This window comes from Thermomonospora cellulosilytica (assembly GCF_014138835.1).
GTDB classification, from domain to species: Bacteria; Actinomycetota; Actinomycetes; order Streptosporangiales; family Streptosporangiaceae; genus Thermomonospora; species Thermomonospora amylolytica.
Map to the genome: position 1 here is coordinate 603,499 of NZ_JACJII010000001.1, position 26,156 is coordinate 629,654.

At 73.6% G+C, this 26,156-nt stretch carries 22 protein-coding genes and 1 pseudogene; 15 read left to right on the top strand and 8 right to left on the bottom strand.

Annotated features, from left to right (window positions below; all coding sequences use genetic code 11):
* Window positions 1-378: 378 nt before the first annotated feature.
* Together HNR21_RS02890 and HNR21_RS02895 are read left to right on the top strand one after the other, a co-directional pair.
* A complete protein-coding gene (locus tag HNR21_RS02890) occupies window positions 379-1,719 on the top strand; it encodes a hemolysin family protein (protein WP_182703924.1) in 1,341 nt (446 codons plus the stop codon).
* Window positions 1,719-2,732 (top strand): hemolysin family protein, encoded by a 1,014-nt coding sequence (locus tag HNR21_RS02895; RefSeq protein WP_182703925.1) that lies wholly within the window; start codon window positions 1,719-1,721, stop codon window positions 2,730-2,732. Before HNR21_RS02890 ends, HNR21_RS02895 begins: the two co-directional genes overlap by 1 nt.
* Before the next feature lie 164 nt (window positions 2,733-2,896).
* On the opposite strand, the gene HNR21_RS02900 is transcribed toward HNR21_RS02895, so the two are convergent.
* Complete coding sequence (locus tag HNR21_RS02900; RefSeq protein WP_182703926.1) at window positions 2,897-4,174, bottom strand: NsdA family TPR-like regulatory protein; 1,278 nt, start codon at window positions 4,172-4,174, stop codon at window positions 2,897-2,899.
* 166 nt (window positions 4,175-4,340) lie between these two features.
* Here HNR21_RS02900 and HNR21_RS02905 point away from each other — a divergent pair, with 166 nt between their 5' ends.
* The 4 genes from HNR21_RS02905 to HNR21_RS02920 are packed head-to-tail and all read left to right on the top strand — an operon-like array spanning window position 4,341 to window position 7,996.
* A complete protein-coding gene (locus HNR21_RS02905) occupies window positions 4,341-5,405 on the top strand; it encodes an ABC transporter substrate-binding protein (RefSeq protein WP_182703927.1) in 1,065 nt (354 codons plus the stop codon).
* A complete protein-coding gene (locus tag HNR21_RS02910; RefSeq protein WP_182703928.1) occupies window positions 5,402-6,178 on the top strand; it encodes an ABC transporter permease in 777 nt (258 codons plus the stop codon). The genes HNR21_RS02905 and HNR21_RS02910 overlap by 4 nt, the downstream gene beginning before the upstream one ends.
* Complete coding sequence (locus tag HNR21_RS02915; protein WP_182703929.1) at window positions 6,175-6,981, top strand: ABC transporter permease; 807 nt, start codon at window positions 6,175-6,177, stop codon at window positions 6,979-6,981. The genes HNR21_RS02910 and HNR21_RS02915 overlap by 4 nt, the downstream gene beginning before the upstream one ends.
* On the top strand, window positions 6,974-7,996 hold the full coding sequence (locus HNR21_RS02920; protein ID WP_182703930.1) for a methyltransferase: 1,023 nt from the start codon (window positions 6,974-6,976) through the stop codon (window positions 7,994-7,996). The genes HNR21_RS02915 and HNR21_RS02920 overlap by 8 nt, the downstream gene beginning before the upstream one ends.
* Window positions 7,997-8,065: 69 nt before the next feature.
* Here HNR21_RS02920 and HNR21_RS02925 read toward each other — a convergent pair whose 3' ends face one another.
* The 3 genes from HNR21_RS02925 to HNR21_RS02935 form a co-directional block, all read right to left on the bottom strand.
* Window positions 8,066-8,572, bottom strand: coding sequence for an STAS domain-containing protein (locus tag HNR21_RS02925; RefSeq protein ID WP_182703931.1), 507 nt, complete (start codon window positions 8,570-8,572; stop codon window positions 8,066-8,068).
* 366 nt (window positions 8,573-8,938) lie between these two features.
* Window positions 8,939-9,541 carry a hypothetical protein gene (locus HNR21_RS02930; RefSeq protein ID WP_182703932.1) on the bottom strand — a complete coding sequence of 201 codons (603 nt, stop codon included), beginning with the start codon at window positions 9,539-9,541 and terminating at the stop codon, window positions 8,939-8,941.
* Window positions 9,542-9,730: 189 nt separating this feature from the next.
* Window positions 9,731-10,435, bottom strand: coding sequence for a polysaccharide deacetylase family protein (locus HNR21_RS02935; protein WP_312880809.1), 705 nt, complete (start codon window positions 10,433-10,435; stop codon window positions 9,731-9,733).
* A gap of 528 nt (window positions 10,436-10,963) precedes the next feature.
* Between HNR21_RS02935 and HNR21_RS02940 the strand changes: the two genes are divergently transcribed.
* The 5 genes from HNR21_RS02940 (at window position 10,964) to HNR21_RS02960 (ending at window position 14,274) form a co-directional block, all read left to right on the top strand.
* Window positions 10,964-11,248: a hypothetical protein gene (locus tag HNR21_RS02940; RefSeq protein WP_182703933.1), complete on the top strand. Its 285-nt coding sequence runs from the start codon at window positions 10,964-10,966 to the stop codon at window positions 11,246-11,248.
* Window positions 11,249-11,531: 283 nt separating this feature from the next.
* The gene (locus tag HNR21_RS02945) at window positions 11,532-11,795 is read left to right on the top strand and encodes a hypothetical protein (RefSeq protein ID WP_182703934.1); all 264 of its coding nucleotides are present in this window, start codon (window positions 11,532-11,534) and stop codon (window positions 11,793-11,795) included.
* Window positions 11,796-12,081: 286 nt separating this feature from the next.
* Complete coding sequence (locus tag HNR21_RS02950) at window positions 12,082-12,345, top strand: hypothetical protein (protein WP_182703935.1); 264 nt, start codon at window positions 12,082-12,084, stop codon at window positions 12,343-12,345.
* Window positions 12,346-12,481: 136 nt separating this feature from the next.
* A complete protein-coding gene (locus tag HNR21_RS02955; RefSeq protein WP_119728038.1) occupies window positions 12,482-13,165 on the top strand; it encodes a hypothetical protein in 684 nt (227 codons plus the stop codon).
* Window positions 13,162-14,274, top strand: a complete 1,113-nt coding sequence (locus tag HNR21_RS02960) for an XRE family transcriptional regulator (RefSeq protein WP_312880810.1) — start codon at window positions 13,162-13,164, stop codon at window positions 14,272-14,274. Before HNR21_RS02955 ends, HNR21_RS02960 begins: the two co-directional genes overlap by 4 nt.
* Window positions 14,275-14,517: 243 nt before the next feature.
* Here HNR21_RS02960 and HNR21_RS02965 read toward each other — a convergent pair whose 3' ends face one another.
* Window positions 14,518-16,116 carry an AMP-binding protein gene (locus tag HNR21_RS02965; protein ID WP_182703936.1) on the bottom strand — a complete coding sequence of 533 codons (1,599 nt, stop codon included), beginning with the start codon at window positions 16,114-16,116 and terminating at the stop codon, window positions 14,518-14,520.
* Between the two features lie 379 nt (window positions 16,117-16,495).
* Between HNR21_RS02965 and HNR21_RS02970 the strand changes: the two genes are divergently transcribed.
* Window positions 16,496-17,695, top strand: a complete 1,200-nt coding sequence (locus HNR21_RS02970; RefSeq protein WP_182703937.1) for a YncE family protein — start codon at window positions 16,496-16,498, stop codon at window positions 17,693-17,695.
* 55 nt (window positions 17,696-17,750) lie between these two features.
* On the opposite strand, the gene HNR21_RS02975 is transcribed toward HNR21_RS02970, so the two are convergent.
* Window positions 17,751-20,864, bottom strand: coding sequence for an AfsR/SARP family transcriptional regulator (locus tag HNR21_RS02975; RefSeq protein WP_182703938.1), 3,114 nt, complete (start codon window positions 20,862-20,864; stop codon window positions 17,751-17,753).
* A gap of 92 nt (window positions 20,865-20,956) precedes the next feature.
* On the opposite strand from HNR21_RS02975, the pseudogene HNR21_RS36545 reads away from it, so the two are divergent.
* Window positions 20,957-21,274: pseudogene (locus HNR21_RS36545) on the top strand (NAD(P)-binding domain-containing protein); the annotation flags it as partial.
* A 40-nt stretch (window positions 21,275-21,314) separates the two neighbouring features.
* Window positions 21,315-21,842, top strand: a complete 528-nt coding sequence (locus HNR21_RS02985; protein ID WP_182703939.1) for an imine reductase family protein — start codon at window positions 21,315-21,317, stop codon at window positions 21,840-21,842.
* A gap of 64 nt (window positions 21,843-21,906) precedes the next feature.
* Here HNR21_RS02985 and HNR21_RS02990 read toward each other — a convergent pair whose 3' ends face one another.
* Window positions 21,907-22,794, bottom strand: coding sequence for an alpha/beta hydrolase family protein (locus HNR21_RS02990; protein ID WP_182703940.1), 888 nt, complete (start codon window positions 22,792-22,794; stop codon window positions 21,907-21,909).
* A 272-nt stretch (window positions 22,795-23,066) separates the two neighbouring features.
* Here HNR21_RS02990 and HNR21_RS02995 point away from each other — a divergent pair, with 272 nt between their 5' ends.
* Window positions 23,067-24,707 carry a substrate-binding and VWA domain-containing protein gene (locus HNR21_RS02995; protein ID WP_182703941.1) on the top strand — a complete coding sequence of 547 codons (1,641 nt, stop codon included), beginning with the start codon at window positions 23,067-23,069 and terminating at the stop codon, window positions 24,705-24,707.
* 45 nt (window positions 24,708-24,752) lie between these two features.
* On the opposite strand, the gene HNR21_RS03000 is transcribed toward HNR21_RS02995, so the two are convergent.
* Window positions 24,753-25,973, bottom strand: a complete 1,221-nt coding sequence (locus HNR21_RS03000; protein WP_182703942.1) for a PucR family transcriptional regulator — start codon at window positions 25,971-25,973, stop codon at window positions 24,753-24,755.
* Between the last annotated feature and the right edge of the window lie 183 nt (window positions 25,974-26,156).

The window sequence follows — 26,156 nt, forward strand, 5'->3', positions numbered from 1 at the left end:
ATCAGCAGATAACCCGTCGCATATCCCACACGACCGTTCCTACCGTCCGGCGCCGGCGTTTCGGGCGGAAAGATGATCCGCCCGCGGCCGCCCGCGGCCGGCCGCCGGGAGCGGTGCGCGGCCCCCCGCGGCCGCCGATCCCGAGGGCGTCCGAGGGCGTGGACGCGGGTCGGCGGAGGGCACGACCTGCCCGTTCGCCGGGGCGCGGGGGACGGGGGGCGCGAATTCTAGGGCATGGCACGTTCATACGCCCGCAGGTCTGGGGAACACGCAGGTCGGATGGTACGTTGCCGGTATTACAGCCGTAGCGGAAAGGAGCTGAGAGTCCGCTATGTCGGACCCTTCCAGTCATAGACCCGGCACCCTTGCGGGTCGCTCATGGTGAGCATAGTGCTGGGCGTCGTCGCGCTGTTCGTGCTGACGGCGGCGACGGGGTACTTCGTCGCGCAGGAATTCGCGTTCGTCGCGGCCGACCGGGCCGCGCTGACCGCCGCCGCGGAGCGGGGGGACACCAAGGCCCGCCGGGCGTTGCAGGTCATGGGCCGGCTGTCGTTCATGCTGTCCGGCGCGCAACTGGGGATCACCGTCACCGGGCTGATCGTGGGTCTGCTGTCCAAGCCCGCGCTGGCCGATCTGCTGGAACCGCCGCTGACCTGGGCGGGCGTCCCGGAGGGCGCGGTCGGGGCGATCGCCCTGACGGTCGGGTTCGCGATCGCCACCGTCGTGCAGATGGTGATGGGCGAGCTGATCCCCAAGAACTGGGCGCTGGCCCGCGCCGAGGGCATCGCCCGGGCGCTGGCCTCCTCCACGCTGGTGTACCTGGCGGTGGCCGGGCCGGTGATCAAGCTGTTCGACGCGTCGGCCAACCGGCTGCTGCGGGCGGTCGGCATCGAGCCCGCCGAGGAACTGCACCACGGGGCCACGCTGGAGGAGCTGAGCGACATCATCGGCGAGTCCTACAAGTCCGGGCACCTGCCCGCGGACCTGTCGGCGGTGCTGGAGCGGGCGCTGACGTTCGGCGAGCGGACCGCCGACGAGGCGATGGTGCCGCGGCCGAACGTGGTGGCGGTGGACGCCGACGCCACGGTGGCCGAGCTGACCGAGCGGATCCGCACCTCCGGGCACACCAACTACCCGGTGTACGGCACCGACGTGGACGACGTCGTGGGCGTGGTCGGCGTGCGCGAGCTGGCCGACGACGCCCTCGCGCCGGACTCCCCCGTGGGGCGCGTCGCCCGTACCCCGCTGCTGGTCCCCGGGTCCCAGCCGCTGTACGGGGTGATCGAGCGGATGCGCGAGACCGGCGAGGAGTTCGCCTGCGTGGTGGACGAGTACGGCGGGCTCGCCGGGATCCTGACGTTCGAGGACATCGCCGAGGAGCTGGTCGGCGAGATCACCGACGAGAACGACGTGCTGGTGGACGCCGCCCCCGTCCCCGCGCCGGACGGGGCCTGGACGGTGAACGCGGCGCTGCGGATCGACGAGGTCGCCGGGCGGACCGGGCTGGCGCTGCCCGAGGACGAGGCCTACGACACCCTCGGCGGGCTGGTCATCGCCCGGCTGGGCCGGCTGCCGCGGCGCGGCGACCGGGTGACCGTGGCGCTGGACGAGATCGAGGGCCAGACCGGCGAGGTCGAGCTGGAGGTCCTCAGCGTGGCCCGGCGGGTGCCGCGCAAGGTCCGCATCCGGATGCTGGCGGCCGCGGGGGGTGAGGGCTGATGGATCCGCTGACCGCCCTCGCCCTGACGGTGCTGCTGCTGATCGGGAACGGGTTCTTCGTGGCCTCGGAGTTCGCGCTGGTGGCCGCCAAGCGCCCGCGGCTGGAACGGGCCGCCCGGGCCGGCAGCCGCCCGGCCGCCTCGGCGGTGGCCGGGATCCGCGAGCTGTCGATGATGCTGGCCGGGGCCCAGCTCGGCATCACCATGTGCACGCTGGGCCTGGGCGTGGTCACCGAGCCGGCGTTCGAGAAGGTGCTGTCCGGGCCGCTGCACGACCTGGGCCTGCCGGAGGGCGCCTCGCACGTGGTGGCGCTGACGGTGGCGCTGTCGGTGGTGACGTTCCTGCACATGGTGGTGGGCGAGATGGCCCCCAAGTCGTGGGCGATCTCGCATCCGGAACGCTCGGCGCTGGTCCTGGCGATGCCGTTCCGCGCGTTCGCCCGGGTGGCGCGCCCGGTGCTGGCGCTGATGAACGGGATGAGCAACGGGTTCCTGCGGCTGATCCGGGTGACCCCGCGCGACGCGCTGGAGACCCACACCGACCCGCAGCGGCTGGGCCACCTGCTGGGCGAGTCCCGCCGTCTGGGCCTGATCGACCGCCGCGACCACGACCTGCTGGGGCGGGTCATCGCCGTCCGGGAGGCCCCGATCGCCGACCTGACGGTGCCCGTCGCCCAGGTCACCACCGTCCCGGCGACCGCCGGGCCGCTGGACATCCGGCGCGCCGCCCGCGCCAGCGGGCACGCCCGGATGCTGGTCCGCACCGACGACGGCCGCATCCTCGGCGTCACCCACGTCCGCGACGCGATCACCGCCGAGAACGGCAGCCGCGCCGCCGACATGGCGTACCCGATCCCCTCCCTGGAGGACGCCACCTCCGTGCTGGACGCGGCCACCCGCCTGCGCCGCGAACGCGCCCAGCTCGGCGTGGTCACCGCCCCGGACGGCACGATCCGGGGCATCGTCACCCTCGACGACCTCCTCGGCCAGTTGCTGGCGGCCAACCCGCACTGATCGCGCCCGAACGCCGGGCCGCGGGACCGCGACCGGTCCCCGGCCCGGCGTTCGCCGTTCGGCGGACGGTCCTGCCGGTCGCTCCGGACGGCGGTCGCCTCGTCGCGATCCCCGGCCGCCACACGCACCACCGTCCACCGGACGAGCATCCGGCGTGGGACGTCTCAGGAGTGGAGGGGGCGGCCCGCCGGGGCGGCGAGGAAGTCGTGGAGCTGGTCGAGGAGGGCGCGGAGGGGACGGGCCGGGGGGCGGCCGGTCGCGCCGACGAGGCGGTGCACGGTGCGGACCCGTTCGATCAGGCCGGTGACGCGGTGCTGGACGGGGACGTTCAGGACGTCCTGGAGGTGCTCGGCGGCTGCGTCCTGGTTGTCCTGGATCAGGTGGCCCGCGGCCAGGTCGGCCTGGGCCTGGCGCAGGAGCTTGGCGCTCCGCTGGACGGCGGTGTGCGCGGCCAGGGCGCGCCGGGCGGCCCGGACGGCCGCCGGGCCGTCGCCGAGCCGGACGTGCACGGTGCTCTCGCAGCGGGCCTGCCGTACCGGGCCGAAGCCGAACTCGCCGCCGATGCCGTCGTGCAGTTCGTCCCCGCCGCCCGCGTCGGCGGCCCGGCGGGCGTCGTTCAGGGCCTGCAGCGCGCCGTCGCGGTCGCGGAGGCACGCGTGCGCGCGGGCCTCGATGTAGCAGACCCGCACCAGGCCGGTGCCGCCGCTCACGTAGCCGCGGCCCGACCGGGCCAGCCGCACCGCCGCGCCGGGACGTCCCTCCCAGTAGGCCAGCAGCGCCTGGGTGCCGCGCGCCCAGGCCCGCAGCGCGTCGTGCTCGATGAGCTCGCCGTAGCCCCACGCGGCGCGGGCGTGGGCGGTGGCGGCGGCGGTGTCCCCCAGGTCGAACGAGGCGACGGCCAGCAGCCCGCACAGCTCCCCGAGCATCAGGTACAGCTCGCGGTGCTGGCTCGGGCGGGTGGTCTGGGGCAGCAGGTCGGCGATCCGGCGGCGCAGCCGCGCCCCCTGGGCGAGCATCTGCGCGGGCGGCGCGGTGGCGTACCCCCGGGCCAGCCGGATCACGTCGTCCCCGGCCTGCTCCAGGGTGACGGGGCCGAGCGCCAGCGACTCGACCTGCGCCAGATGGGCGGTGGACTCCTCGGCGGCGGTGGCCAGCACGTCCGGGATGCCGTCCGGCCCGGGGTGGGCGGCGCCGGTGTCGGCGACCTCGACGGGCGCCAGCAGGACCTCCACGGGGTGGCCGAACATGCGCTCCAGGACCCGGCAGCACGCCATCCGGGGGCGGCGGCGCAGTCCGCCGCGGCACCATCGGTGCCAGGTCCGTTCGGAGATCTCGACGTCCTCGCCCATTTCCCGGGCCATCGCCCGGAACGCCCGGGCCCCGTCGTCACTGGACCACCGCCGCTTCGCGGCGATCTGGGCGAGCAGGGTCGGATGGCTCATCGCGCGGTCTCCACTCGGGCCACAAACCGGCAGTCCGATTCGGGTGATCACGCTAGGGGTGGCGATCAACCGCAAACCCTACACGTCCGCATACGTCGGGAAATGTCGGCAGATGTCAAAAAGACGTCATAGCGATGTCAGGTGACCCTGGGCCAACGTCCCGGGCATGTCCTACGAAGATCACTTCTTCCGGCCGCCGCGGCGGCGGCCGGCGCGCTCCCGAATAACCGGACCGCCGGGGCGGCTGCCCGCAAGGCTGCTGGCGGCGGCGCTCGCCCTGGTGACCGCGGTGGCTCTGACGGGCTGTGGCGGCACCGACTCCGACGGTAGCGGATCGGGCGGCCTGGAGAAGACCAGGCTGACCGTCGGCCTGCTGCCGGTCCCCGAGGGCGCGCCGCTTTACATCGCCATCCAGCGGGGCCTGTTCAAGGCGGAGGGACTGGAGGTCACGCCCCAGTTCATCCAGACCGGGGCGGCCGCCGTCCCGCTGCTGCGCAGCGGCAAACTCGACATCTCACTGACCAACTACGTCGCCGCGCTGTTGGCCCAGGAGCAAAGCGGCGGAGCGGTCAAGTGGAAGTTCGTGGCCGACGCCTACCAGGGCGAAAAAGGCGCTTTCGTGGTGGGGGTCGCGGCCGATTCCCCGATCAGGTCCGCGCAGGATCTCACCGGCAAGAAGATCGCCGTTCCGGGGTTGAAGTCCATCGCCACTCTGGCGGTCAGCGCCTCACTGCGGGCCGCCGGGATCGCCGACGACTCGGTGCAGTACGTGGAGATGGCCTTCCCGCAGATGCTGCCCGCGCTGGAGGCCGGCCGGGTGGACGCGGCATGGCTGGCCGAGCCGTTCATCTCCCAGCTCAACCGGCAGGGCGGCCGGACGGTGCTGGACACCATGGACCCCGGCGGCCCGACCAAGAACCTGCCGATCTCCGGCTGGGGCGTGCTGGGCGACTACGCCGACGAGCATCCGAACACGGTGGCGGCGTTCCAGCGCGCGATGGCCAGGGCCCAGCGGATGGCCGCCGAGGACCGCAGCCTGGTGGCGCGGACCCTGCCCACGTTCGTCAAGGGCCTGGACGCCCAGACCGCCCAGGTCGTCACCCTCGGGTCCTTCCCCACCAGCCAGAACCCCACCCGGCTGCAGCGGCTGGCCGGGCTGATGGGCAACTACGGCTACCTGAGGAACCCCGGCGGCCTGAACATCCCCGCGATGCAGGTCTCGGGGCCGTGACCCGACCCGCCACCTCCACCCTGGTCCGCGGTGCCGCCGGCGCCGCGGGCCTGCTGGTGGCCGCCGAGATCGCCGGGCGGGCCCTCATCGACCCCGACGTCCTGCCGCACGCGTCCACGGTGCTGGCCGAGGCGTTCCGGCTGCCCGCCGAGCCGGACTTCCGCACCGCCCTGGTCACCACGCTGCGGGTGTGGGCGACGGGGCTGGCCATCGCGGTGTGCGCGGCCGTCCCCGCCGGGGTGGTGATCGGCGCGCTGCCGCCGGTCGACCGGCTGACCCGGCCGCTGCTGGAGATGCTGCGGCCGATCCCGCCGGTGGCGCTGATCCCGCTGGCGCTGCTGGCGTTCGGCAACACCGGGCGGATGGCGGTGGCGGTGGTGGCGTTCGCCTGCTCCTGGCCGATGCTCATCCACACCATCCGCGGCCTGCGCGCCACCGACCCGCTCGCCGTGGAGACGCTGCGCACGTTCGGCTTCGGCCGCGCCGCCGTGCTGTGGTACGCGGCGCTGCCCGGCGCGGCCCCGTTCATCGCCACCGGGGTACGGGTGGCCGCCGGGATCGCCCTCATCGTCACGGTGACCGCCGAACTGTACGCCGGGGGCGGCGAGGGCATCGGGAGCTGGCTGATCGAGGCCGGGGCTGGTGCCGGGCGGACCCACGTCATCCTGGCCGCGGTGGTCTGGGCCGGGATCCTCGGGCTGGTCCTCGACACCGTCCTGTCCGCCGCGTCCCGCCGCCTGCTGCACTGGCAGCCGGCGGCCCGCGCGTCATGAACCTCCCCGGGCTGGCCGCCGTGGCGGCCGCCGTGGGCTGCTGGGAGGCGGGGACCCGGCTGGCGGGCAACCCGTTCGCGCCGCCGCCGTCGCGGATCGCCGGGCGGCTGCGGGAGCTGTGGCTGTCCGGCCCGCCCGAACGGCTCTGGCTGACCGACGCGGCGATCGAGAACGTCCCGCCGAGCGTGCTGCGGCTGCTGGCGGGCTGGGCGATCGCCGCGGTGCTGGGCGTGGCGCTGGGGCTGGCGATCGGGCGGGTGCGGTGGCTGGCCGAGACGCTGGAGCCCGTGCTGCACTTCGCCCGCGCCGTCCCGCCGACCGCGCTGGCCCCGCTGTGGGTGGCGCTGCTGGCCGTCGGCACCCAGACCCAGCTCGTCACGATCGCGTTCGGGGTGGTCTGGCCGATCCTGCTGAACACCATGGACGGCGCCCGGTCGGTGGAGCCGGTGCAGTACGACACCGCCCGGATCTACGGGCTCGGCCCGCTGCGGCGGACGGTGTGGCTGATCGTCCCGTCCGCCGCCCCGAAGATCTTCGCCGGGCTGCGGGTGTCCCTCGGCCTGGCGGTCATCCTGATGGTGGTGTCGGAGATGACCGGCTCGACCGACGGCATCGCGTTCTCGCTGCTGCTGGACGCGCAGCGCACCTGGGACATGGCGGCGATGTGGGCCGGGATCTGCGTGCTCGGCGCGCTCGGGTACGTCCTGGCGGTCGCGCTGGACCTGTGCGAACGGGTCGTGCTGGCCCGCCATCGCCATGCCCTCGACACCAGGTTCGACGACAGGGAGCCCGCTCATGTCTGACCCGCTGCCCGCGCAGCCGCACGCCCGCATCTGGGAGCTGATCCGCGGCTGGTGGCGTTTCTCGGCCCTGCACGCCTGGGTCGCGCTGGGCTGCTCGGACCATCTGGCGGGCGGCCCGCTCACCGTCGCGGAACTGGCCGCCCGCTGCGGCGCCCATCGGCCGTCCCTGGCCCGGCTGGTGCGCGCCATGGCGGCCCTCGGCGTCGTCGCGTTCGATCCGGAACGCGGCACCTGCGCGCTGGCCGCGACGGGCGAGGCGCTGCGCTCCGACGCGCCCGACTCGATGGCGCCGGGGATCGTGGTGCTGGGCGAGGAGATGTCCTGGCATTCCATGGGCCGGCTGGCCGACACCGTGCGGACCGGCCGTTCCCCCGTGGCCGAGCGGTACGGCTCCCTGTACGAGTACTACGCCGCCCACCCGGATCTGGAGCGGGCGTTCGCGGCCTACATGACGGCCCGGTCGCACGAGTTCGCCAGGGGGCTGCTGGCCGTGCACGACTTCGGGGACGCCCGGACGGTGGTGGACGTGGGCGGCGGGGTCGGGACGATCCTGGCGGAGGTGCTGGCCGGGTATCCGCGGTTGCGGGGCGTCCTGCTGGACCTGCCGAGCGTGACGCGGGCGGCGGCGACCTACCTGGAGGCGCAGGGCGTGGCCGACCGCTGCGAGGTGGTGGCGGGGAGCTTCCTGGAGGAGGTCCCGGCCAAGGCGGACGTGTACCTGCTGGCGAGCATCCTGCACAACTGGCCGGACGGCACCGCGATCGAGATCCTGCGGACGGTGCGGGACGCGATGGGCGCCGGGAGCCGGGTGCTGCTGCTGGACGTCCTGCTGCCGGACGTTCCGGAACGCCCGCACCTCGGCTACGACATGGACGTGCGGATGCTGGCGATGTTCGGCGACGGCCATGAACGCACCCGGGACGCCTACCTGGGCCTGCTGGAGCGGGCGGACCTGCGCCCGGTGCGGACGGCGGAGCTGCCGACGGGGCCCACCCTGGTCGAGGCCGTCCGCTGAGGACCCGCCGGAAAGGAGCGACCCGCCGGAGGGTCTCCGGCGGGTCGCGGTGAGGAGGGGGTGGGTGGCTCAGGCCTCTCCGGCCTCCGGGGCGACCTCCTGGGGCGTGGCGACCGGCAGGGCCTCCGGTCCGGGGCCGCGCAGGGGCAGCAGCCGGCCGGGCCGGGTGCTGATGGGCACCTGCGTCCCGGCCAGTTCCAGCGAGGCACAGGCCTGCAGATGGCGGTCCAGGCCGGTGTCGGCCAGCATCGCCTGCAGGTCGGGGGCGGGCCGCACCAGGATCAGCCGGCCGCCCGCCCGGCCCGTCGCGTTCCGCAGCGCGACCAGCAGGCCGAGGCCGAACCGGTCGCTCAGCCGGACCCGGGACAGGTCCAGCAGCAGCCGCGGGGCCGGCGCCGAGCGCAGGGCGGCGGCCAGCGGCGCGCGCACCATCTCGACGGTGCGCGCGCACATCTCCCCTTTGAGCTGGACCAGCAGGTCGCTGCCGGTCCGGTGCACGCGGACCCGCAGGGCGGGCGGGCATGCGGCGTCGTGGGTGCGTGCGGACTGCGGCTGACGCCGGCGCTGGTGTCTCATGAGCCCTCGAAGACCCTTCCCGGGGGATGCGAGCCAAATGGACCGAAAACCCGACGAGGCCGCGGGATATCGCACCTCGCCGACGCGATTATCGATTGCCCGTCCGCGTGAAATCGGGATCGCCAGAATGCGGCGGCAATCGATTGACGGGAAAAATACCCGCGCGGTGGGGACGGACACTCGGCAATGGGTCAAGTTCGATCCAAGCGGCGTTGATGACCGGAGTTCTCGCTGGTCACACCCCCTACCCGGGCGATGTGCACCTTTTGCCCCACATGCCGCGAGCGCCCGCGAAGGCCCGGTTCCCGAGCCCAAAAGAAACGGGGCGCCGGTCTCCTTCCGGCGCCCCGTTCACGCATTACTCCATTACCCGAGAAGAGGCAGCCCGCCACCGATCGGCAAACCGCCCGGCACGGGCAGTCCCAGCCCCGTTCCCGGCAGGGCCGGCACGGCCGCGTCCTCCGGACGCACCGGCCCGCCGGTCTTTCCGGCCCCCGGCCGGACGGGCCGGGCCGGACCGGCCGCCCCGGCGCTCCCGGCCGCCTCGCCGAGCCCGGACAGCGGCTGCCGCACCTTCTCGTCGACCAGCCGCGGCAGGAGCGAGGTGACCCCCATGGCGGTGTCCTGCACCCCCCGCAGCGGCCCGGTCAGCGGCGTCCGCACCACCTGGTGCCAATCGCGGTCGGACCGCCGCGCCCGCCGCTCGTCGGTCCCGGCCCGCGGCGCCCGCAGGGCCGTCCACTCGTCCCACGCGACCGCGTCCGACAGGCCCTCGTGGCCCTCGCAGGCCGCGCCGACGAGCCCGCTGGTCGCGTACGCGCCGCCGCAGACGTCGATCGGAACGGAGACCGGCGCGCCGGGCTCTCCGGCGGTGTCGGCGTGTGCGAGCGCGCCGCCCGCCGCCGCGAACACCGGCATCAGGGCGGCGCACAGAGCGGCGCGGGCGGTGTGCTTGGTCCAGTTCGACATGGATGCCTTTCGATGGTGGTCGGTGGTACGGGTCGGTCCTGGCACGGCGGCCGGCTCGGCACACTATTGACAGCCTCCGGCGCCTCGCCCGCGCCTTCCCCGCGGCCTGACCAAGACATGACGCGCCGCTTACCCGCCGGACGGCCCGGTCCCCCGCACACCGGGCGAACCGGCCGGCGGGCGCGGGCCTCAGATCGCGAGCTGGTGGCGGAGGACCTTGATCCGCAGGCGGATCCGGCCGTCGCGGTCGTCGACGCGCGTCCGCGGCAGCGCGTGGTCGCCGTCGAGGGGGCCGCGGCGGACGGCGCAGGCGTACTCGTAGCCGGCCTTGCGCACGGCGGTCATCTCGCGCGGGGACACGTGACCGTACGGGTAGGCGAAGCCCGTGACCGCCCTGCCGGTGACGTCCTCCAGGACGGCGCGGGCACGGGTCAGTTCCTCGGCCAGTTCCTCGTCGTCCAGGCTCGGCAGGGGAACGTGGTGCAGTCCGTGCGAGCCGATCTCCATCCCCTTGCCCGCCACGCAGCGGATCTGCCGTTCGGTCATCAGCGGGCGGTCGGGGCCGGGGTCGCGATCGGCGCGGCCGCCGATCTCCGCGGCGGAGACGAAGACGGTCGCGGTGAACCCCCGGCGCAGCAGGATCGGCACCGCGCGGGTCGCGAACGTCGCGTAACCGCGGTCGAACGTCAGGCCGACCAGGCCGCGCGCCAGGCCCGCCCGGTACGCGTGCCGCAGCTCGCCCACCGACACCCCGCGCATCCCGTTGCGGTGCAGCCAGTCCATCTGCCGTTCGAACAGTTCGGGGCCGACCGCCTGCCGGAGCGGGTCGCGGGCGACGCGGTCCACCGCCCGGTACATGAGGATCAACGGCGTGCGCGCGGGTCGCTGGAACACCTGCGGGTCACTCCTTGTCGCCCGTGCGGACGCGGGCGCCCGGCGCAGGTCGCCGGCGGGGGCGCACGGTCCTGCGGCCACGGCACGGCCGGCACGGCATGGTGGTGGTCGTCGTTCTCCTGTCGTTCGGGGGAGCGACCCCAGGTCCCGGCTCGGCGCAGGTCGGACGGTCACCGACAGGCCGTCCGAGCGTCCCATGCCGCCGCCGTCACCGACCTCGTCCTTGACCCTCGGTCGATCTCCACTTGACCATATCTTGGCGCGCACCTCGGCCGGCGCGCCGCAAACCGGGACGAATCCCCCATCCGCACCATCCGGATTACCCGACAGTTCGCAGATCTACGTCGTTTTACCGCAATTACCGTCGTCCGAGACATCACCGATGGTAATGCGCAAGAAAAGATTTCGCGGCCGCCCCGATCGGCGTCGACACACGGGTATTCGCAGTGTTACCTATAACCGTGACCGGCGGGCTGCATCACGCCGCGCGTCGAGATCGGCATTCCGCAATCAGAAGAAGGAGACATCGTGCTCAAGCGACTGGCAACGGCTGGCGTGCTGACCGTCGCCGTGGGTGGCGTGCTGATGAGCGCCACGCCCGCCCTGGCCGGCGGCCACGACAACTACTACAAGTACGACAACGACAAGAAGTTCGACCTCGACTTCAAGTCGTTCGAGAAGGACATCGACGTCGACAACGAGACCATCGCCATCCTGAACTGCGTGAACCTGGTCGGTGGCGTCCTGGGCACGGTCGACCAGAACTGCTTCATCGGCAACACCCAGAGCGACGGCCACAACGGCGACGACTGACCGCGGTGGTCAACCGGGGCCGGCGCGGCGCGCCGGCCCCTTTTCGTTGCCCGCCGAGGGCGCTCCGAACATTACGGACAGCTCGGCCGAAGCGGTCACGGCACCCGGTTCCGGAATTTCACGACACATGGGACGACGTCCTGGCAATGACTTCGGAAACAATGGGTCAGATTAGCCGATTTGCGTCGACGGCGGCCCGCTGCGGGTGTTACCAATTGCACGTGGCCGGCGAGGCTGCATTACGCGCGCGTCGGCATTCCACACTCACCGAGAAGGAGACATCGTGCTCAAGCGACTGGCAACGGCCGGCATCCTGACCGTCGCCGTGGGTGGCGTGCTGATGAGCGCCACGCCCGCGATGGCCGGCGGGGACGACTACTACAACTACGACAACGACAAGAAGTTCGACCTCGACTTCAAGTCGTTCGAGAAGGACATCGACGTCGACAACGAGACCCTGGCGATCCTGAACTGCGTGAACATCGCTGGTGGCATCGCTGGCTCGGTCGACCAGAACTGCCTCATCGGCAACACCGAGATCGACTGACGTTCGGTCCAGCGGAGGGGCCGGCGCGGCGCGCCGGCCCCTTTTCGGTATCCGCCGCGAACCTGTTCTGGACATTTCCGGCGGCTCGATCGAATCGTCCGGAGCCGCTGGTTCCGCAATTTTCGGGCACAGCGACCGGCGTCATGACAATGACTTCGGAAACAATGGGTCAGAGCAGCCGATCTCACGTCGACGCCGGGCGCGGCAGGTGTTACCAATGACACGTGGCCGGCGAGGCTGCATTAAGCGCGCGTCGGCATTCCACACTCACCGAGAAGGAGACATCGTGCTCAAGCGACTGGCAACGGCCGGCATCCTGACCGTCGCCGTGGGTGGCGTGCTGATGAGCGCCACGCCCGCGATGGCCGGCGGGGACAAGTACTACAAGTACGACAACGACAAGAAGTTCGAGCTCGACTTCAAGTCGTTCGAGAAGGACGTCGACGTCGACAACGAGACCGTCGCGATCCTGAACTGCGTGAACGCCCTGGGCGGCATCCTCGGCTCGGTCGACCAGAACTGCCTCATCGGCAACACCGAGATCGACTGACGTTCGGTTCCATCGGAGGGGCCGGCGCCTGGCGCCGGCCCCTCTGCGCGTTCCCGGCCCCGGGCGGACCACGCGGACGGGACACACCGCTGCATTCCCGGACACCGCACGCCGGCGTTGACTACAGTCCCAGGGCATGACCGAAGCACAGGACGCCTGGGACACCCTGCTGGAGGCCGGCTTCCTCCACGCGGTGCGCGACGCGCACGAGGCCACCACCCGGATCGTCCTCGGGTCGCTCAGCCGGTCGGCCGGCTTCAAGGAGCGCTCCTTCGGCTACACCTCCTTCGACGTGCTGGAGTCACAGCTCGACAAGGCGTTCGGCCTGGACGGCGACTCCGGCGGCGGGCCGCTCGCCGGGCGGGTGGTCCGCGACAACCTCAACGGCTCGCCCGGCTGGCGGCTGGGGAACTACCGGATCCTGCTCAAGCGGCACGAGTTCGGGGCCGTCGACGCCATCCGCTGGGACAAGTCCAGCCCCACCAAGCAGGCCGTCTCCCGCCAGGAGTTCGCCGAGGACCCGCAGCTCGCCCTGGACCTGGGGGTCGCCCCGGCCCCCGCGGGCCCGGTCACCCTGGTGGTGGCGCACAGCGCGACCGACGCCCCGATCGAGACCGAGCTGTTCATCGGGCGGCCCCGCTACAACGCCGACGCCGGACCGCCCTGGCACTGGCGGCGGCCGATCACCGCCGAGACCCTGGGGCCGGACCCGCGGCAGGTCACCGAGCGCACCATGCCGCTGTGGAGCGACGACGACGATGTCGTTCCGCTGCGGCTGCGCGCCCGGGCGGACGGAACGGCGGCCGAAGCGGCACGGTGAACGACCACGACCACGAGCGCGCGGCCCGGCGCGCCGAGGAGGCCGGGCTGCGGTTCGACAGCGAACGGCTGACCCTGGCGCGGCGGCTGCGCGGCCTGCGCAAGAACCAGCTCGCCGAGGCGATCGGCACCACCCCGGCGGCCATCGGCCGGTACGAGGCCGGGGTGCACCGCCCGTCGCCGGTCACGCTGTCGCGGCTGGCGATGGCGCTGGGCGTCCCGGTGGAGTTCTTCCACGCCGGGCACGGCACGGGGGTGCTGGACTCGGCGCACGCCCACTTCCGCTCGCTGCGCTCCACCACCCAGATCGAACGCGACCAGGCGCTGGCGTACGGGCGGATCGCCGCCGACATCGTGGCGGCCCTGGAGGCGCTGGTGGAGCTGCCCGCGGTGGACATCCCCGAGCACCCGGTGCACCCGGACGAGATCGGCGGGCCCGGGCCGGTGCTGGCGGCGCGCGCGGCGCGGGCGGCGATGGCGGCGTCGCCGGGGCCCGTCCCCCACGTGGTCCGGCTGCTGGAGTCCCGCGGCGTCATCGTGATCGTGCTGCCCCCGTCCACGGAACGGGTGGACGCGTTCAGCGTGGGGGCGCATCCCCGGCCGATGGTGATGTTCAACCCGGCCAAGGGCGACTACTGGCGCAACCGGTTCGACGGGGCGCACGAGCTGGGGCACCTGGTGATGCACGCCGACGCCGAGCCCGGCAGCAAGGTGGTGGAGGACCAGGCCAACCGGTTCGCCGCCGAGTTCCTGATGCCGGAGGAGGACATCGCCGACGCCCTCCCCCGCACCGCGGACTGGTCCCAGCTGGCCGCCCTCAAGGCCGAGTGGGGGGTCAGCATGGCGGCGCTGCTCTACCGGGCCCGGACCCTCCGGGTGATGACGGAGTCCGTGTACCGGAACGCGATGAGCACCCTCAGCGCCAACGGCTGGCGCCGCCAGGAGCCCGGCCTGACCCGGCCCCTGGAGTCGCCCACCATGCTCGTCAAGGCCGTGGAGCTCGCCGCCGCCGCCGGCACCGACCGCGACCGCCTGGCCACCGACGCCCGCGTCACCCGCGCCGACCTGGACCTGCTGATCCCGCCCCGCCCCCATCCCGTCCCGGCCTGACGGCCCGCGGCCGGAGACGTTTCCGCCGCCGGAAACGAACGCCGACACGGTGTGCGAACCCGGCCTCGGCACACCGGACCCGCGCACCCCTCGGCGGCTTGGTAGCCACCGTTGCGCACCGAGGCGGGAACCCGGCACCGGTACGTCGGATCCCCGCACCCGTCGGCAGCGTGGTGGCCGTCGTTGCGCATCGGGCGCGAACCCGGCCTCGGTACGTCGGATCCGTGCGCCGGTGGCGGGCGTTCAGGGGAGGCGGTTGCGGACGATCTTGCCGGTGGCGTTGCGGGGCAGTTCGTCGACGAAGTGGACGTCGCGGGGGACGGCGAAGCGGGCGACCCGGCTGCGGGCCAGGTCGCGGACCTCGTCGGCGGTGAGGGTCTGACCGGGGTGCAGCACGACGTAGGCGGCCAGGCGCTGGCCCCACTCGGGGTCCGGGACGCCGACCACCGCCGCCTCGCGGACCTGGGGCAGCTCGGTGAGCACGTCCTCGACCTCGCCGGGGAAGACGTTCTCCCCGCCGGAGACGATCATGTCGTCGGCGCGCCCGCAGACGAACAGCCGGCCGTGCTCGTCCAGCCGGCCGAGGTCGCCGAGGCCGATCATGCCGTCGACCGTCTCCTTGGTCGCGCCGCTGGTGTAGCCGGCGAACAGCAGCTCGTTCGCGGCGAAGATGCGGCCGACTTCACCCGGCGGGACGGGACGTCCCTCGTCGTCCAGGATCGCCAGGCGGGTGCCGCTCGGGGGCCTGCCCGCCGTGTCGGGGTGGGCGCGCAGGTCCTCGGGGGTGGCGATCGTCACCCAGGACGCCTCGGTGGACCCGTACAGGTTGTAGAGGACGTCGCCGAACGCGTCCATGAACCGGGTGGCGAACCCGCCGGGCAGCGCCGAGCCGCTCACCGCCACGACCCGCAGCGCCGACAGGTCGGGGAGCTCGCCGCCGCCGTCCCGCCATTCCAGCGTCCGCTGCAGCATCACGGGGACGGCGATCATCGCGGTGACCCGGTTCCCGGCGGCGGCGCGCAGGCAGCCCTCGGGGTCGAACCGGCGGCGCAGCACCATCGTCGCCCGCAGCCCGATGGCGATCTGCAGGCCCGCGAACCCCCAGGTGTGGAACAGCGGCGCCTCGATCTGCACCGTCTCGTGGACCCGCAGCGGGATCTTGGACAGCACCGACGCCAGCGCGCCCAGGCCGGGGCTCGGGTTGCGCTGCGCCCCCTTGGGCTGTCCGGTCGTTCCGGAGCTGAGGACGATCATGCGGCCGTTGCGCGGGGGCGGCCGCAGGTCGGCGGCGACCGGCGTGTCGATGAGGGCGGCCAGGTCACAGCCGGGTCCGTCGGCCGTCAGCGTGCGGACCCCGCCGGGCGCGCCGGACAGGATCTCGCCGAACTCCGAGTCGGCGACGAGGACCTCGGCCTCCTGCTCGTGCAGCACCTTGATCGTCTGCTCGGTGCCCATCCCGGTGTTGAGCAGCACCACGTCCGAGCCGAGCTTGCCGCACGCCACCAGCGTCTCCACCATGCCGCGGTGGTTGCGGCACAGCACCGCCACCCGGGGCCGTCCGCCGCCGGAGCCCAGCGCCGCCGCGAGCCGGTCGGTGCGGGCGTCGACCTCGCCGTACGTCAGCGTTCCGTACTCGTCGACGATCGCCGGCCGTCCGGGGTCGCGCGCCGCCGCCGAGATCCACGACCCGCCCAGCGTGGTGCCCCACCGCCGCAGCGCGCCGAGCTGGCGGGCGACCCGTGCGGGCGGGCCCGGCCGCCACAGCCCGGTCCGCCCGAACATGACCGCGACCCGCAGCACCGTCGCGGCCCGCTCCCCGATTCCTGCCGCCTCCGACACCATGCGCTCCGTTCCACCGCCGACGACCGCCGAGACTAGGCACCGCGACCGGCCGCCCGCCATGGGGCGGACTCAGCACCCGTCACCGGCTTTTGTCACTCAGGTGCGGAATTCATGCCCGCCGGCGATCTCGGTGAACGCCCGTTCATCACTTCCGGGCCGCCTTCCCGGGATCCGGCCGGGGACTTGTCCGGAGCGGAGTAAGCGGGCGGGGATTTTTGTCCGCGCGGCCCAAGTGCGCGGCTCGGTGACGGATTACCGTCCTCGAGTAAAGGACCGGTGCCGGCCGGTCCGGCGGCACGCCCCTGCCGCCGGACCGTGGACGGGTCGTGCCGGTCCCGGCGCGGTGCTCACGGTGTTTTCCGGACCGAGAGGACTGCACATGGTCGGATTCCGATGGAAGGCGCTCGCGCTGGGCGTGCTCGCGCTGCTGCCGCTGTCCGCCGTCACCGTGCCGGGGGCGCAGGCCGCCCCGATGCGGGACGTGCTGCTGGTGGGGAACGCGCAGGCCGGGACGGTCAGCTTCATCGACGGGCGGACGTTCGAGAACCTGGGGTCGCTGAACGCGATCCCGGACCTGCAGGAGCGGCTGGACTCGATGACGCTGGTGGAGCGGCTCGGGTACGAGACCGTCAACCAGTTGCAGGGCTACAAGAAGTTCGTCGACGACATCGCGCTGTCCCCGGACGGGCGGACGCTGTACGTGTCGCGCGGGAACCTCGCGGACGTGGTGGCGTTCGACGTCAGGACCCGGCAGATGAAGTGGCGGCACAAGGTGGAGGGCTTCAAGGCCGACCACGCGGCGCTGTCGCCGGACGGGACGAGATTCGTGGTGTCGGCGCTCACCGCCTCGAAGGTCGAGGTGCTGGACACCGCCACCGGGCAGGTCGTCACCACGTTCCCGACCGGGACGTATCCGCACGGCAACGACTACAGCCCGGACGGCACCCTGCTCTACAACCAGTCGATCGGGAACGTCTCGCTGCCCCGGGCCCTCAACGCCCTGAAAGGCCCCCGGCAGGTCACGGTGGTGGACGCGAGGACCTTCCAGGTCGTGCGGACCCACAGGTTCGACTTCGGCATCCGGCCCTCGGTCTACACGGCCGACAACAGGTACATGTACTCGCAGTTGTCGTACCTGAACGGCTTCATCGAGTTCGACCTGACCACCGGCCGGACGCTGCGGACGGTCCAGATGCCCTACAGCGCCAAGGCCAGCCAGATGTCGCCGGACGACTACCCGATGAACTCCGCGCACCACGGCCTGGCGATCACTCCGGACGAGCGGAAGCTGTGCATGGCCGGCACCATCGACGACTACACGGCGATCGTGTCGCGGCCCGGCCTGACCACGGACGGGTTCGTGCACTACCCGACGGACTCGCTGCCGTACTGGGCGCAGACCAGCGTGGACGGCGGGCACTGCTTCGTGTCGCTGAGCAACAAGGACCGGATCTCGGTGGTGGACTACGGCACCGCCCGGGAGGTCGCACAGGTGCCGACCGGCCGTTTCCCGCAGCGTGAACGGCTCGGCAAGGCCCCGCAGGACGTCCTGGACGCCCTGGACTCCTCTGCCGGCTGATCGCTGACCCTTCCGGGGCCGGGCGCGTCCACCGGAAGGCGCCGGCCCCGGCCTGTCACACGGCCTCGGCGCCGAGCATGTCGTGGATGCGGCGGGTGATGCGGTCCACGTCGCCGCGTTCGCCGGCGGGCAGGGGCGCGCCCACCGACGCGCGGATGCCGGCCGCCATGGACAGCAGCCGGGCGGCGCGGTGCGGGTCTCCGGCCAGGGAGTACGCGCCCGCCAGGCCCTCCAGGGCGAGGGCCGCCGCGCGGGGCTCGGCGTCGCCGGGCAGGGTCCCGTCCTCCAGCAGGCGGGTGCCGCCCGCCGCGGCGAGGGCCTCGCGGTGCAGTTCCAGGGCCTCGGCGGCGTCGCCGCGCTGCTCGGCGACGAAGCCGAGTTCGGCGAGCACGAACGACACGCCCGGATCGCCGTTGATCTGGCGGAGCCAGGGCAGCCACTGGCGCAGCCGGCGTTCGGCCTCGTCCAGGCGGCCCTGGCGGCGCGCCACCAGGGCCAGCCCGACCCCGGCGAACTCCTCGGCGGACTTGTCGGCGTGCTCGGCGGCCAGCCGGGCGGCCCGCTCGTGCAGGTCCCGGGAGCGGTCGAGGTCTCCGGTGAGCATCGCGATCCGCCCCAGCCTGGACAGCGCGAACGACACCCGGGTCCGGATGCCGTGCGCCTCGGCCAGCCGCAGCCCCTCGGTGTGCAGCCGGGCGGCGCGGTCGTAGTCGCCGACGATCTCGGCGTACATGCCCAGCGTGTCGACGGCCTCGCTCACCCCCCAGTCGTCGCCCAGCTCGCGGAACAGCGCCAGGCCGTGCTCGGCGTCCCGTTCGAGCCGGGTCAGGCTCCCGCGTCCCAGCGCCAGCTTCGCGCGGACGACCAGCGCGGCGGCCTCCCCCCACCGGTCCCCGAACTCACGGAACGCCGCCAGCACGTGATCGACCCGTTCCTCGTGCTCGCGCAGGTCCCGGTAGGCCCAGGAGACGAACGTGCGGAACCACTCCGCCCGCGCCCCGCCCGGCCCCGGCGCCGGGGGCGGGAACTCACCGGGGTCCTCCCCGGCGGCCATCACCATGCCCGCCTGCCAGGCCAGCGCCTGTGCCCGCAGGTCGTCGGGGACGGGCCCGTCGATCGACAGCGCCTGCGCGAAGGAACGGCGGGCCTCGCCGATCCGCCCGCGCAGGTACCAGTACCAGGCCAGCGCGTTGACCAGGCGGAGGGCCCGTCCGGGATCGGCGGCGTGCTCCAGCGCGGTCCGCAGGTTGGCGCTCTCGGCGTCCAGCAGCGCCAGGGTCCGGCGCTGCGCGCGGCCGCGCAGCGCCGGCTCGGCGCGTTCGGCCAGGTCCAGGTAGTGGTCCAGGTGCCGGGCGCGGACCCGTGCGGTCTCCCCCGCCGCCTCCAGCCGCTCGTGGCAGTACGCGGCGACCGACTCCAGCAGCCGGTAGCGCGTCTCGCCGCGCGTGCGCGTCACCACCACCAGCGAACGGTCCACCAGCCGGGCCAGCAGTTCGGGGACGTCGGCGGCCGGGACGCCGTCGCCGGCGCACACCGCCTCCGCCGCCCGCAGGGTGCAGCCGTCGGCGTGCACGGCCAGCCGGCGCAGCACCGCGCGTTCCGGCTCGGGCAGCGGCTCCCAGCTCCAGTCGATCACGGCGCGCAGGGTGCGGTGCCGGGCCGGGGCGTCCCGCCGCCCGCCGGCCAGCAGCCGGAACCGGTCGTCGAGCCGGGCGGCCAGCTCGTGCACGCCGAGGGCCCGCACCCGGGTGGCGGCCAGTTCCAGCGCCAGCGGCAGCCCGTCCAGCCGGGTGCAGATCGCGGCCACGGCCGGGGCGGCGCCGGGATCGAACGCGAACGCCGGGTCGGCGGCGGTCGCCCGCGCGACGAACAGCCGTACCGCGCCGGACTCCGCCGGGTCGTCCTGCGGGCCGGGCAGGTCCAGCGGCGGCACCGGCAGGACCCGCTCGCCGGCGAGCCCCAGCGGTTCCCGGCCGGTCGCCAGCACCCGCAGCCCGGGGGCGGCGGCCAGCAGCCGCTGCGCCACCACGGCGGCGGCCTCCACCAGGTGCTCGCAGTTGTCCAGGACCAGCAGCATGCGGCGGGCGCGCACCGCCGCGGCGAGCCGGTCGACCGGCCGCATACCGCGGGCGGGCCGCGGTCCGGGGGCGTGGTCGTCCCGGACGTCCAGCGCCGCCGCCACCGCCTCGGCGACCTCCTCCTCGCCCGCGCCGGGCGGCAGCGAGGCCAGCTCCACCAGCCGCACGCCGTCCGGGTGGGCGGCCCGCCCGGCGACCGCGAGGGCCAGCCGTGTCTTGCCGACCCCGCCGGGACCGGTCAGCGTCACCAGCCGGTGCCCGGCCAGCAGTTCGGCGGTGCGGCGGATCTCGTCGTCCCGGCCGATCAGCTCGGTGAGCGGGACGGGCAGCTCGGGGTCCGGCGACAGCGCGGGGTCCTGGCGCAGCATCGCCCGGTGCAGCGCGGCCAGCTCGGGGCCGGGGTCCGCGCCCAGCTCCTCGGCCAGCCGTTCCCGCAGCTCCTGGTAGCCGGCCAGCGCCTCGCCCTGCCGCCCGGACCGGTACAGCGCCAGCAGGTGGGCGGCGCGCAGCCGTTCGCGCAGCGGATGGCGGGCCACCTCCACCGCCAGCTCGGCCGCCACCTGGGCGTGCTCGCCCAGCTCCAGGCGCGCCTCGGCCCGCTCCTCGACCGCCAGCAGCCGCAGCTCCTCCAGCCCGGCGGCCTCCGCCCGGGCGAAGTCCTCGTCGGCGACCCCGTCGAACGCCGGACCCCGCCACAACGCCAGCGCCTCGGTCAGCAGCCGTGCCCGGGACGCGGGGTCGGCGGCCTCGCGGGCCCGGGACAGCAGCGCCGCGAACCGGTCGGCGTCGACCGCCTCGGGCTCCACGTGCAGCGCGTACCCGGCCGGACCCGACACCACCAGCGCGCGGGCTCCGGGCTCGGCGTCCTCCAGCGCCCGCCGCAACTGGGAGACGCGGGCCTGCAGCGTCCCGGACGGGTTGCGGGGCGGGCGGTCCCCCCACAGGTCGAAGATCAGCCGGCCGGCCGGAACGGGCCGTCCCCGGTGCGCGAGCAGGTCGGCCAGCAGGCGGCGGACCTTGGCCTCGGGCACCGTGACGGGTTCACCGCCGTCCGTCCACACGACCGGCGGGCCGAGCACCCCGAAGCGCACACCGCCAGCGTAGTCACCCGCCCGTAGTGCTCCCGAAGGGTTCCCGAAGCGCCCGCGCGCAGGGTTGTGAACGCACACAGACTTTGGAGGCGATGATGCACGCACCGGTGACGGTGATCGGACTGGGCGCGATGGGGTCGGCGATGGCCGCGGCGTTCCTCGGGCAGGGACGTCGCACAACGGTGTGGAACCGCACGGCCGCCAAGGCCGCCCCCTTGGTGGAGCAGGGGGCCGAGCAGGCGCCCACCCCGGCGGCGGCGCTGGCGGCGGGCGACCTGGTGGTGATCAGCCAGGTGGACTACGCCGCCATGTACGACACGTTCGCCGGCTCGGAGGCGGCGCTCAAGGGGAAGGTGCTGGTCAACCTCAGCTCGGGGACGCCGAACGAGCTGCGGGAGGCGGCGCGGTGGGCGGCCGGGCACGGCGCCGAGCTGATCACCGGGGGGGATCATGGTGCCTCCGCCGGGGATCGGGACGCCGGACTCCTACGTCTTCTACGCGGGCTCCGAGGAGGTCCTGAACGCCCACCGCGAGGCGCTGGAGGTCCTCGGCGAGGTCCGGCACATGGGCGCCGACCCCGGCCTGGCGATGCTGTTCTACCAGGCGATGCTGATGCTGTTCTGGTCCTCGCTGGTCGGCTACTTCCACGCCGCCGCGCTGGTGGGGACGGCCGGGGCGGCGGCCAAGGAGCTGCAGCCGTTCGCGGCGCGGATCTTCGACCAGCTCACCGGGGACGGGCCGATGGGGTTCCTGTCCGTCCTCACCCGGGAGATCGACGCCCGCGAGTACCCGGGCGAGGAGAACAGCCTGCACATGCAGGCGGTGGGCATGGCCCACGTGGTGGAGGCGTTCCGGGACGCGGGTCTGGACACCGGCGTGCCCGAGGCGATCCGCGACCTGTACGCCAGGACGGACGCCGCCGGGCACGGGCTCGAGGGGCTGAGCAGCGTGATGGAGCTGATCTGGCCCCGGGGCTGAAAACGGGAAACGGCGGCCGTGCCGGGCACGGCCGCCGTTCTCGTCACGCCCTGGGGTCAGCGGGTCAGCTGCCCGGGCAGGTCTGCCGCCAGTCGGAGATGTCGCTGAACAGCCCCGTCGACGGGCCCGGGCACAGGAACTGCTCGTAGCGGGTGTCGTTGTCGATGTACCGCTTCATCCAGCTGATCATGTACTTGGCCATGGTGGTGTTGCTGGTCTGCGGGAAGAAGTGGCTGGCGTTGTCCAGCTCCAGGTACGCCTTCTCACGGGCGTTGGTCAGGCTGTTGTAGAACGGGATGGAGTGCGAGGACACCGAGGCCACGGTGTCGGACTCGCCACCGATGATCAGGGTCGGCGTGCGGACCTCGGGCCAGGTCTTGTCGGTGTTCCACGGCGCCAGCGGGATCGCGGCCTTCAGCGAGGTGCGGTCCTTGGCGGCCTCCAGGCTGCCGCCGCCGCCCATCGAGTGGCCGGCCACCGCCAGGCGGGTGGCGTCCACGCGGCTGCGCACCGAGCTGCGCTGGGTCAGGTAGTCCAGCGCCGCCAGCAGCTGGTCGCCGCGGCTGGCCGGCTGGTCCAGACGGCTGTTGGTCTCGATGCCGATCACCACGAACCCGTGCGAGGCCAGGCGCGGGCCGAGCCAGTCCAGGCTGGACCAGGAGGCGGTGAAGCCGGGCGAGATGGCGATGCCGCCGAAGGTGCCCTGGCTGGTGTCGGTCGGGTAGTAGATCACGCCGCCGCCGAAGCCCGTGACGCTCAGCGAGGAGACGGTGGTCTGCGAGGTCGAGAACGGGCCGCGCGCCGCCTCGATCAGGGACTCCGTCGGGTTGGGGCCGCGCTCGTAGGGGTTGTCGGCCGCGGCGGCGGTGCCGGGCGCCACCGCGATGCCGCTGCCCGCCAGGGCAACGATCGCCGGCAGCATCTTCAGTTTGCGCACCAGGTTCGTCTTCATCTGCGTCCTTTCCTGGACCGTCCCGGCACGGGGGGGATGCCGGGGCAGAAAGGAGTGTTGGACGCGTCACACTCCTTCGGCATCGGTGAAATCACCAGTGCCCTGCATCGGCCCAGGAAGCGCGGCGGGAACTGTGAGCGAACACACCACCGGGCCGCTTTCGATGGTGACCGGTGACAGTGTTGAGGAATTCGGATTGACCGGCCAACCCCCACGCACGAATCTTCTGGCACTTCGGGGGGCCAGGGACCGGGTCGACAAGGGGGCAATCCGTGAGCGGACGCCACAGCACCCGGCCGGGACGTCCCGGCCGCCGCAACCTCACCGCCGTCGCCGCGGCCACCGTGGCGACGGCGCTGATAGGGGCCGGGTGCTACGCGTTCGCCGGGTCGTTCGGCTGCGCCGCCCGCGGCACCGTCGACCTGCACGTCGCGGTGGCGCCCGAGATCGAGCCCGCGATCCGGCCGGCCGCCGACCGCTTCACCGGGGAACGGCACGTCGCCGGCGGCAAGTGCGTGCGGGCCGTCGTCACCACCGCCGAGCCCGCCGCGGTGGCCGCCATGCTGTCCGGCACCGGCAGCTCCCAGGTCCTCGAGCGCAAGCCGGACGTGTGGATCCCCGACTCGTCGCTGTGGTCGGCCGCCGCCCCCGGCGGGGAGGCGCGGATGCCGCAGCCGGGGTTCTCCATCGCGCAGTCGCCGATCGTGGCGGGCGTCCCGGTGTCGGCCAAGGGCAGGCCCACCGCCGGCAGCCCGCCGAAGTGGCTGGAACTGCTGGCGGGCAAGCACCCCAAGGCGCGGGTCACCGACCCGGGCCGCAGTGCGGCCGGGATGGGCCTGCTGATGATCGTCCGCACCCTGCTGGCCGAGGACCCCGCCGCCACCGAGAAGTTCACCGGCATCGTGCGCGGCGCCCGGGAGGGCGTCGTCCAGGACACCAGGACCCTGTTCTCCGGCCCGCGCGGCCGGCTCGTGATCGCCTCCGAGCAGGCGGTGCGCAGCCACAACCGGGACCGGCCGGCCGAGCCGCTGGAGGTGGTCTGGCCGGCGGACGGCACGCTGGCGCTGGACTACCCGTACACGGTGGTCGCCGACGCCGAGGACCGGACCGAGGCGGCCCGGCTGCTGGAGCGCGAGATCCGCACCGAGCGCACCCGCGCCGCGCTGCGCGGCCTGGGGTTCCGCACCGGCCGCCCGGACACCGAGGGCATCCGGCTGCTGCCCGACCCCGAGCCGTCCGAGGTCCGCGCCACCCTGCAGGCCTGGGCCAAGCTGTCGCTGACCAGCCGGATGCTGTCGGTGCTGGACGTCTCCGGGTCGATGGCGGCCAAGGTGCCCGGCTCGGGCGGCAAGACCCGGATGCAGGTGCTCGCGCAGGCCGCCCAGCTCGGCCTGTCGTACCAGCCGGACGACACCGAGCTGGGGCAGTGGGTGTTCTCCACCAGGATGGACGGCCGCCGGGACTGGCGGCAGACCGTGGAGCTGGGCCCGCTGGGCGAGCGGACCGGCTCGGTCACCCGGCGGCAGCGGATCCTGTCGTCGCTGTCCTCGCTGCGGCCCAAGCCCGACGGCGACACCGGCCTGTACGACTCGGTGATCGCCGCGGTCGAGTACATGCGCGAGACCTACAAGCCCGACATGGTCAACACCGTGCTGCTGATGACCGACGGGCGCAACGACGACGCCGACGGGCCCACCCTGGAGCAGACGCTGCGGCGGCTGCGGGAGGGCGCCGACCCGGCCCGCCCGGTCCAGGTGGTGATCATCGGCTTCGGCGACGAGGTCGACAGGAACGAGCTGAACCGGATCGCCAGGGCCACCGGCGGCAGCGTGCACATCGCGCACACCGCCAAGGACATGGAGCGGATCTTCCTGGCCGGCACGTCCCGGCGGATCTGCTCGCCCAGGTGCTGACGCCGGGGACCGGCCGGTCCGGCGGGGACCCGGCCCCCGGCGCCGTCAGGCGCGGGAGGCCGGGTCCCTGCTGTTCACCAGCTTGAGCGCGCTCAGCGCGAGCACGACCTCCACCAGGTCCCGGGGCCGGTTCAGGGAACGGCCGGTGAGCTGCTCGATCCGGCGCAGCCGGTTGAGCACCGTGTTGTGGTGGCAGTACAGCCGGCTCGCCGCCCGCGACGCCGAGCCGTCGCACTCCAGCCAGGTCGTCAGGGTGGACACCAGCACGTCCCGGAACGCCGGGTTGACGTCGGAGAACGCTCCCAGCACCCCGCGGCCGAGCCGGTCGGCCAGCTCCGGCTGCGACACCACCAGGGCGTCCGGCAGCCGGCGGTCCAGCCGGGCGATCTCCGCCCCGGGCTCCCGGCAGGTGCGCAGCGCCAGCTCGGCCAGCCAGCGGGCCTTGCCCAGGTCGGCCAGGCCGTCCACCACCGGGCTGATCCCGGCGTGGCTGTGCACCCGCGGGCGCAGCGTCTCCACCAGGTCCGACAGGTCGGCGTTGCCCAGGGAGACCACCGCGATCTGGGTGTCGGCGCGCATCCGCCAGATGAACCGCAGCCCGCCGCCGTCCACCGGCCGCACGAAGCGCTGGCCGTCCAGCACGTCGCGCTGGTCGATCACCACGACGGCGTACCGGCCCTGGGCGGGCAGCCCGAGCGCCCGCGTCGCCGACGGCAGCAGCCCCGGGTCGGTGCCGCGCCCCTCCAGCAGGGCGTCGACGATCGCGGCGACCCGTTCCTCGCTGCGCCGCAGCAGCTCGTACTCGGTGCGGTGGTAGGCCTCGGCGGCGGTGGTGGACTGCTGGTCGATGGTGTGCCAGGTCTGGGTGGCGTGGCGGACCAGCATCGGCACGTACGCCGGGTCCTCCTCGCTGACGACCTCGACCAGACCCTCCCAGAACACGCAGCCGGCCAGCCGGTAGGACCGCAGCAGCTGGTCCAGCGGCAGGCCCTGCTCGGCGCGGCGGCGGCCCAGCTCCTCGGCCCAGCGCAGGTCGGGGCGGCCGCGGCCGGGCTCCAGGATCGCCTCGATGCCGTGGCCGAGGCCGATGTGAGACACCTCCCACAAATCGGCCCGCAGTTCGGCTGGACGATCCCCGCCCTCACCGGCCAGGATCTCATTGACCAGCCGGTCCGCCAGCTGCGGAAGCTGGTCCGACAGCCTGCGGACCGCGCGCCTGATGATCTCGCGGTCGGCCTTGGCGGGCGAGGTTGTGAGTACGCCCATGCGCCACCTCCCTCGATGAGTGCGGCCATGCTGCCACCGCGTCAGGGGCCGCGCTATATCAGCGATCCAACAAAAAGCGACGATTGTGTGCGCACACAACCGCGAACCCGGACCGTTGAGCCGCCTCCCTTAATTCATTCGTGACACTGGACCATCATCGTCGTCCATGCTGGTGTGCGACCG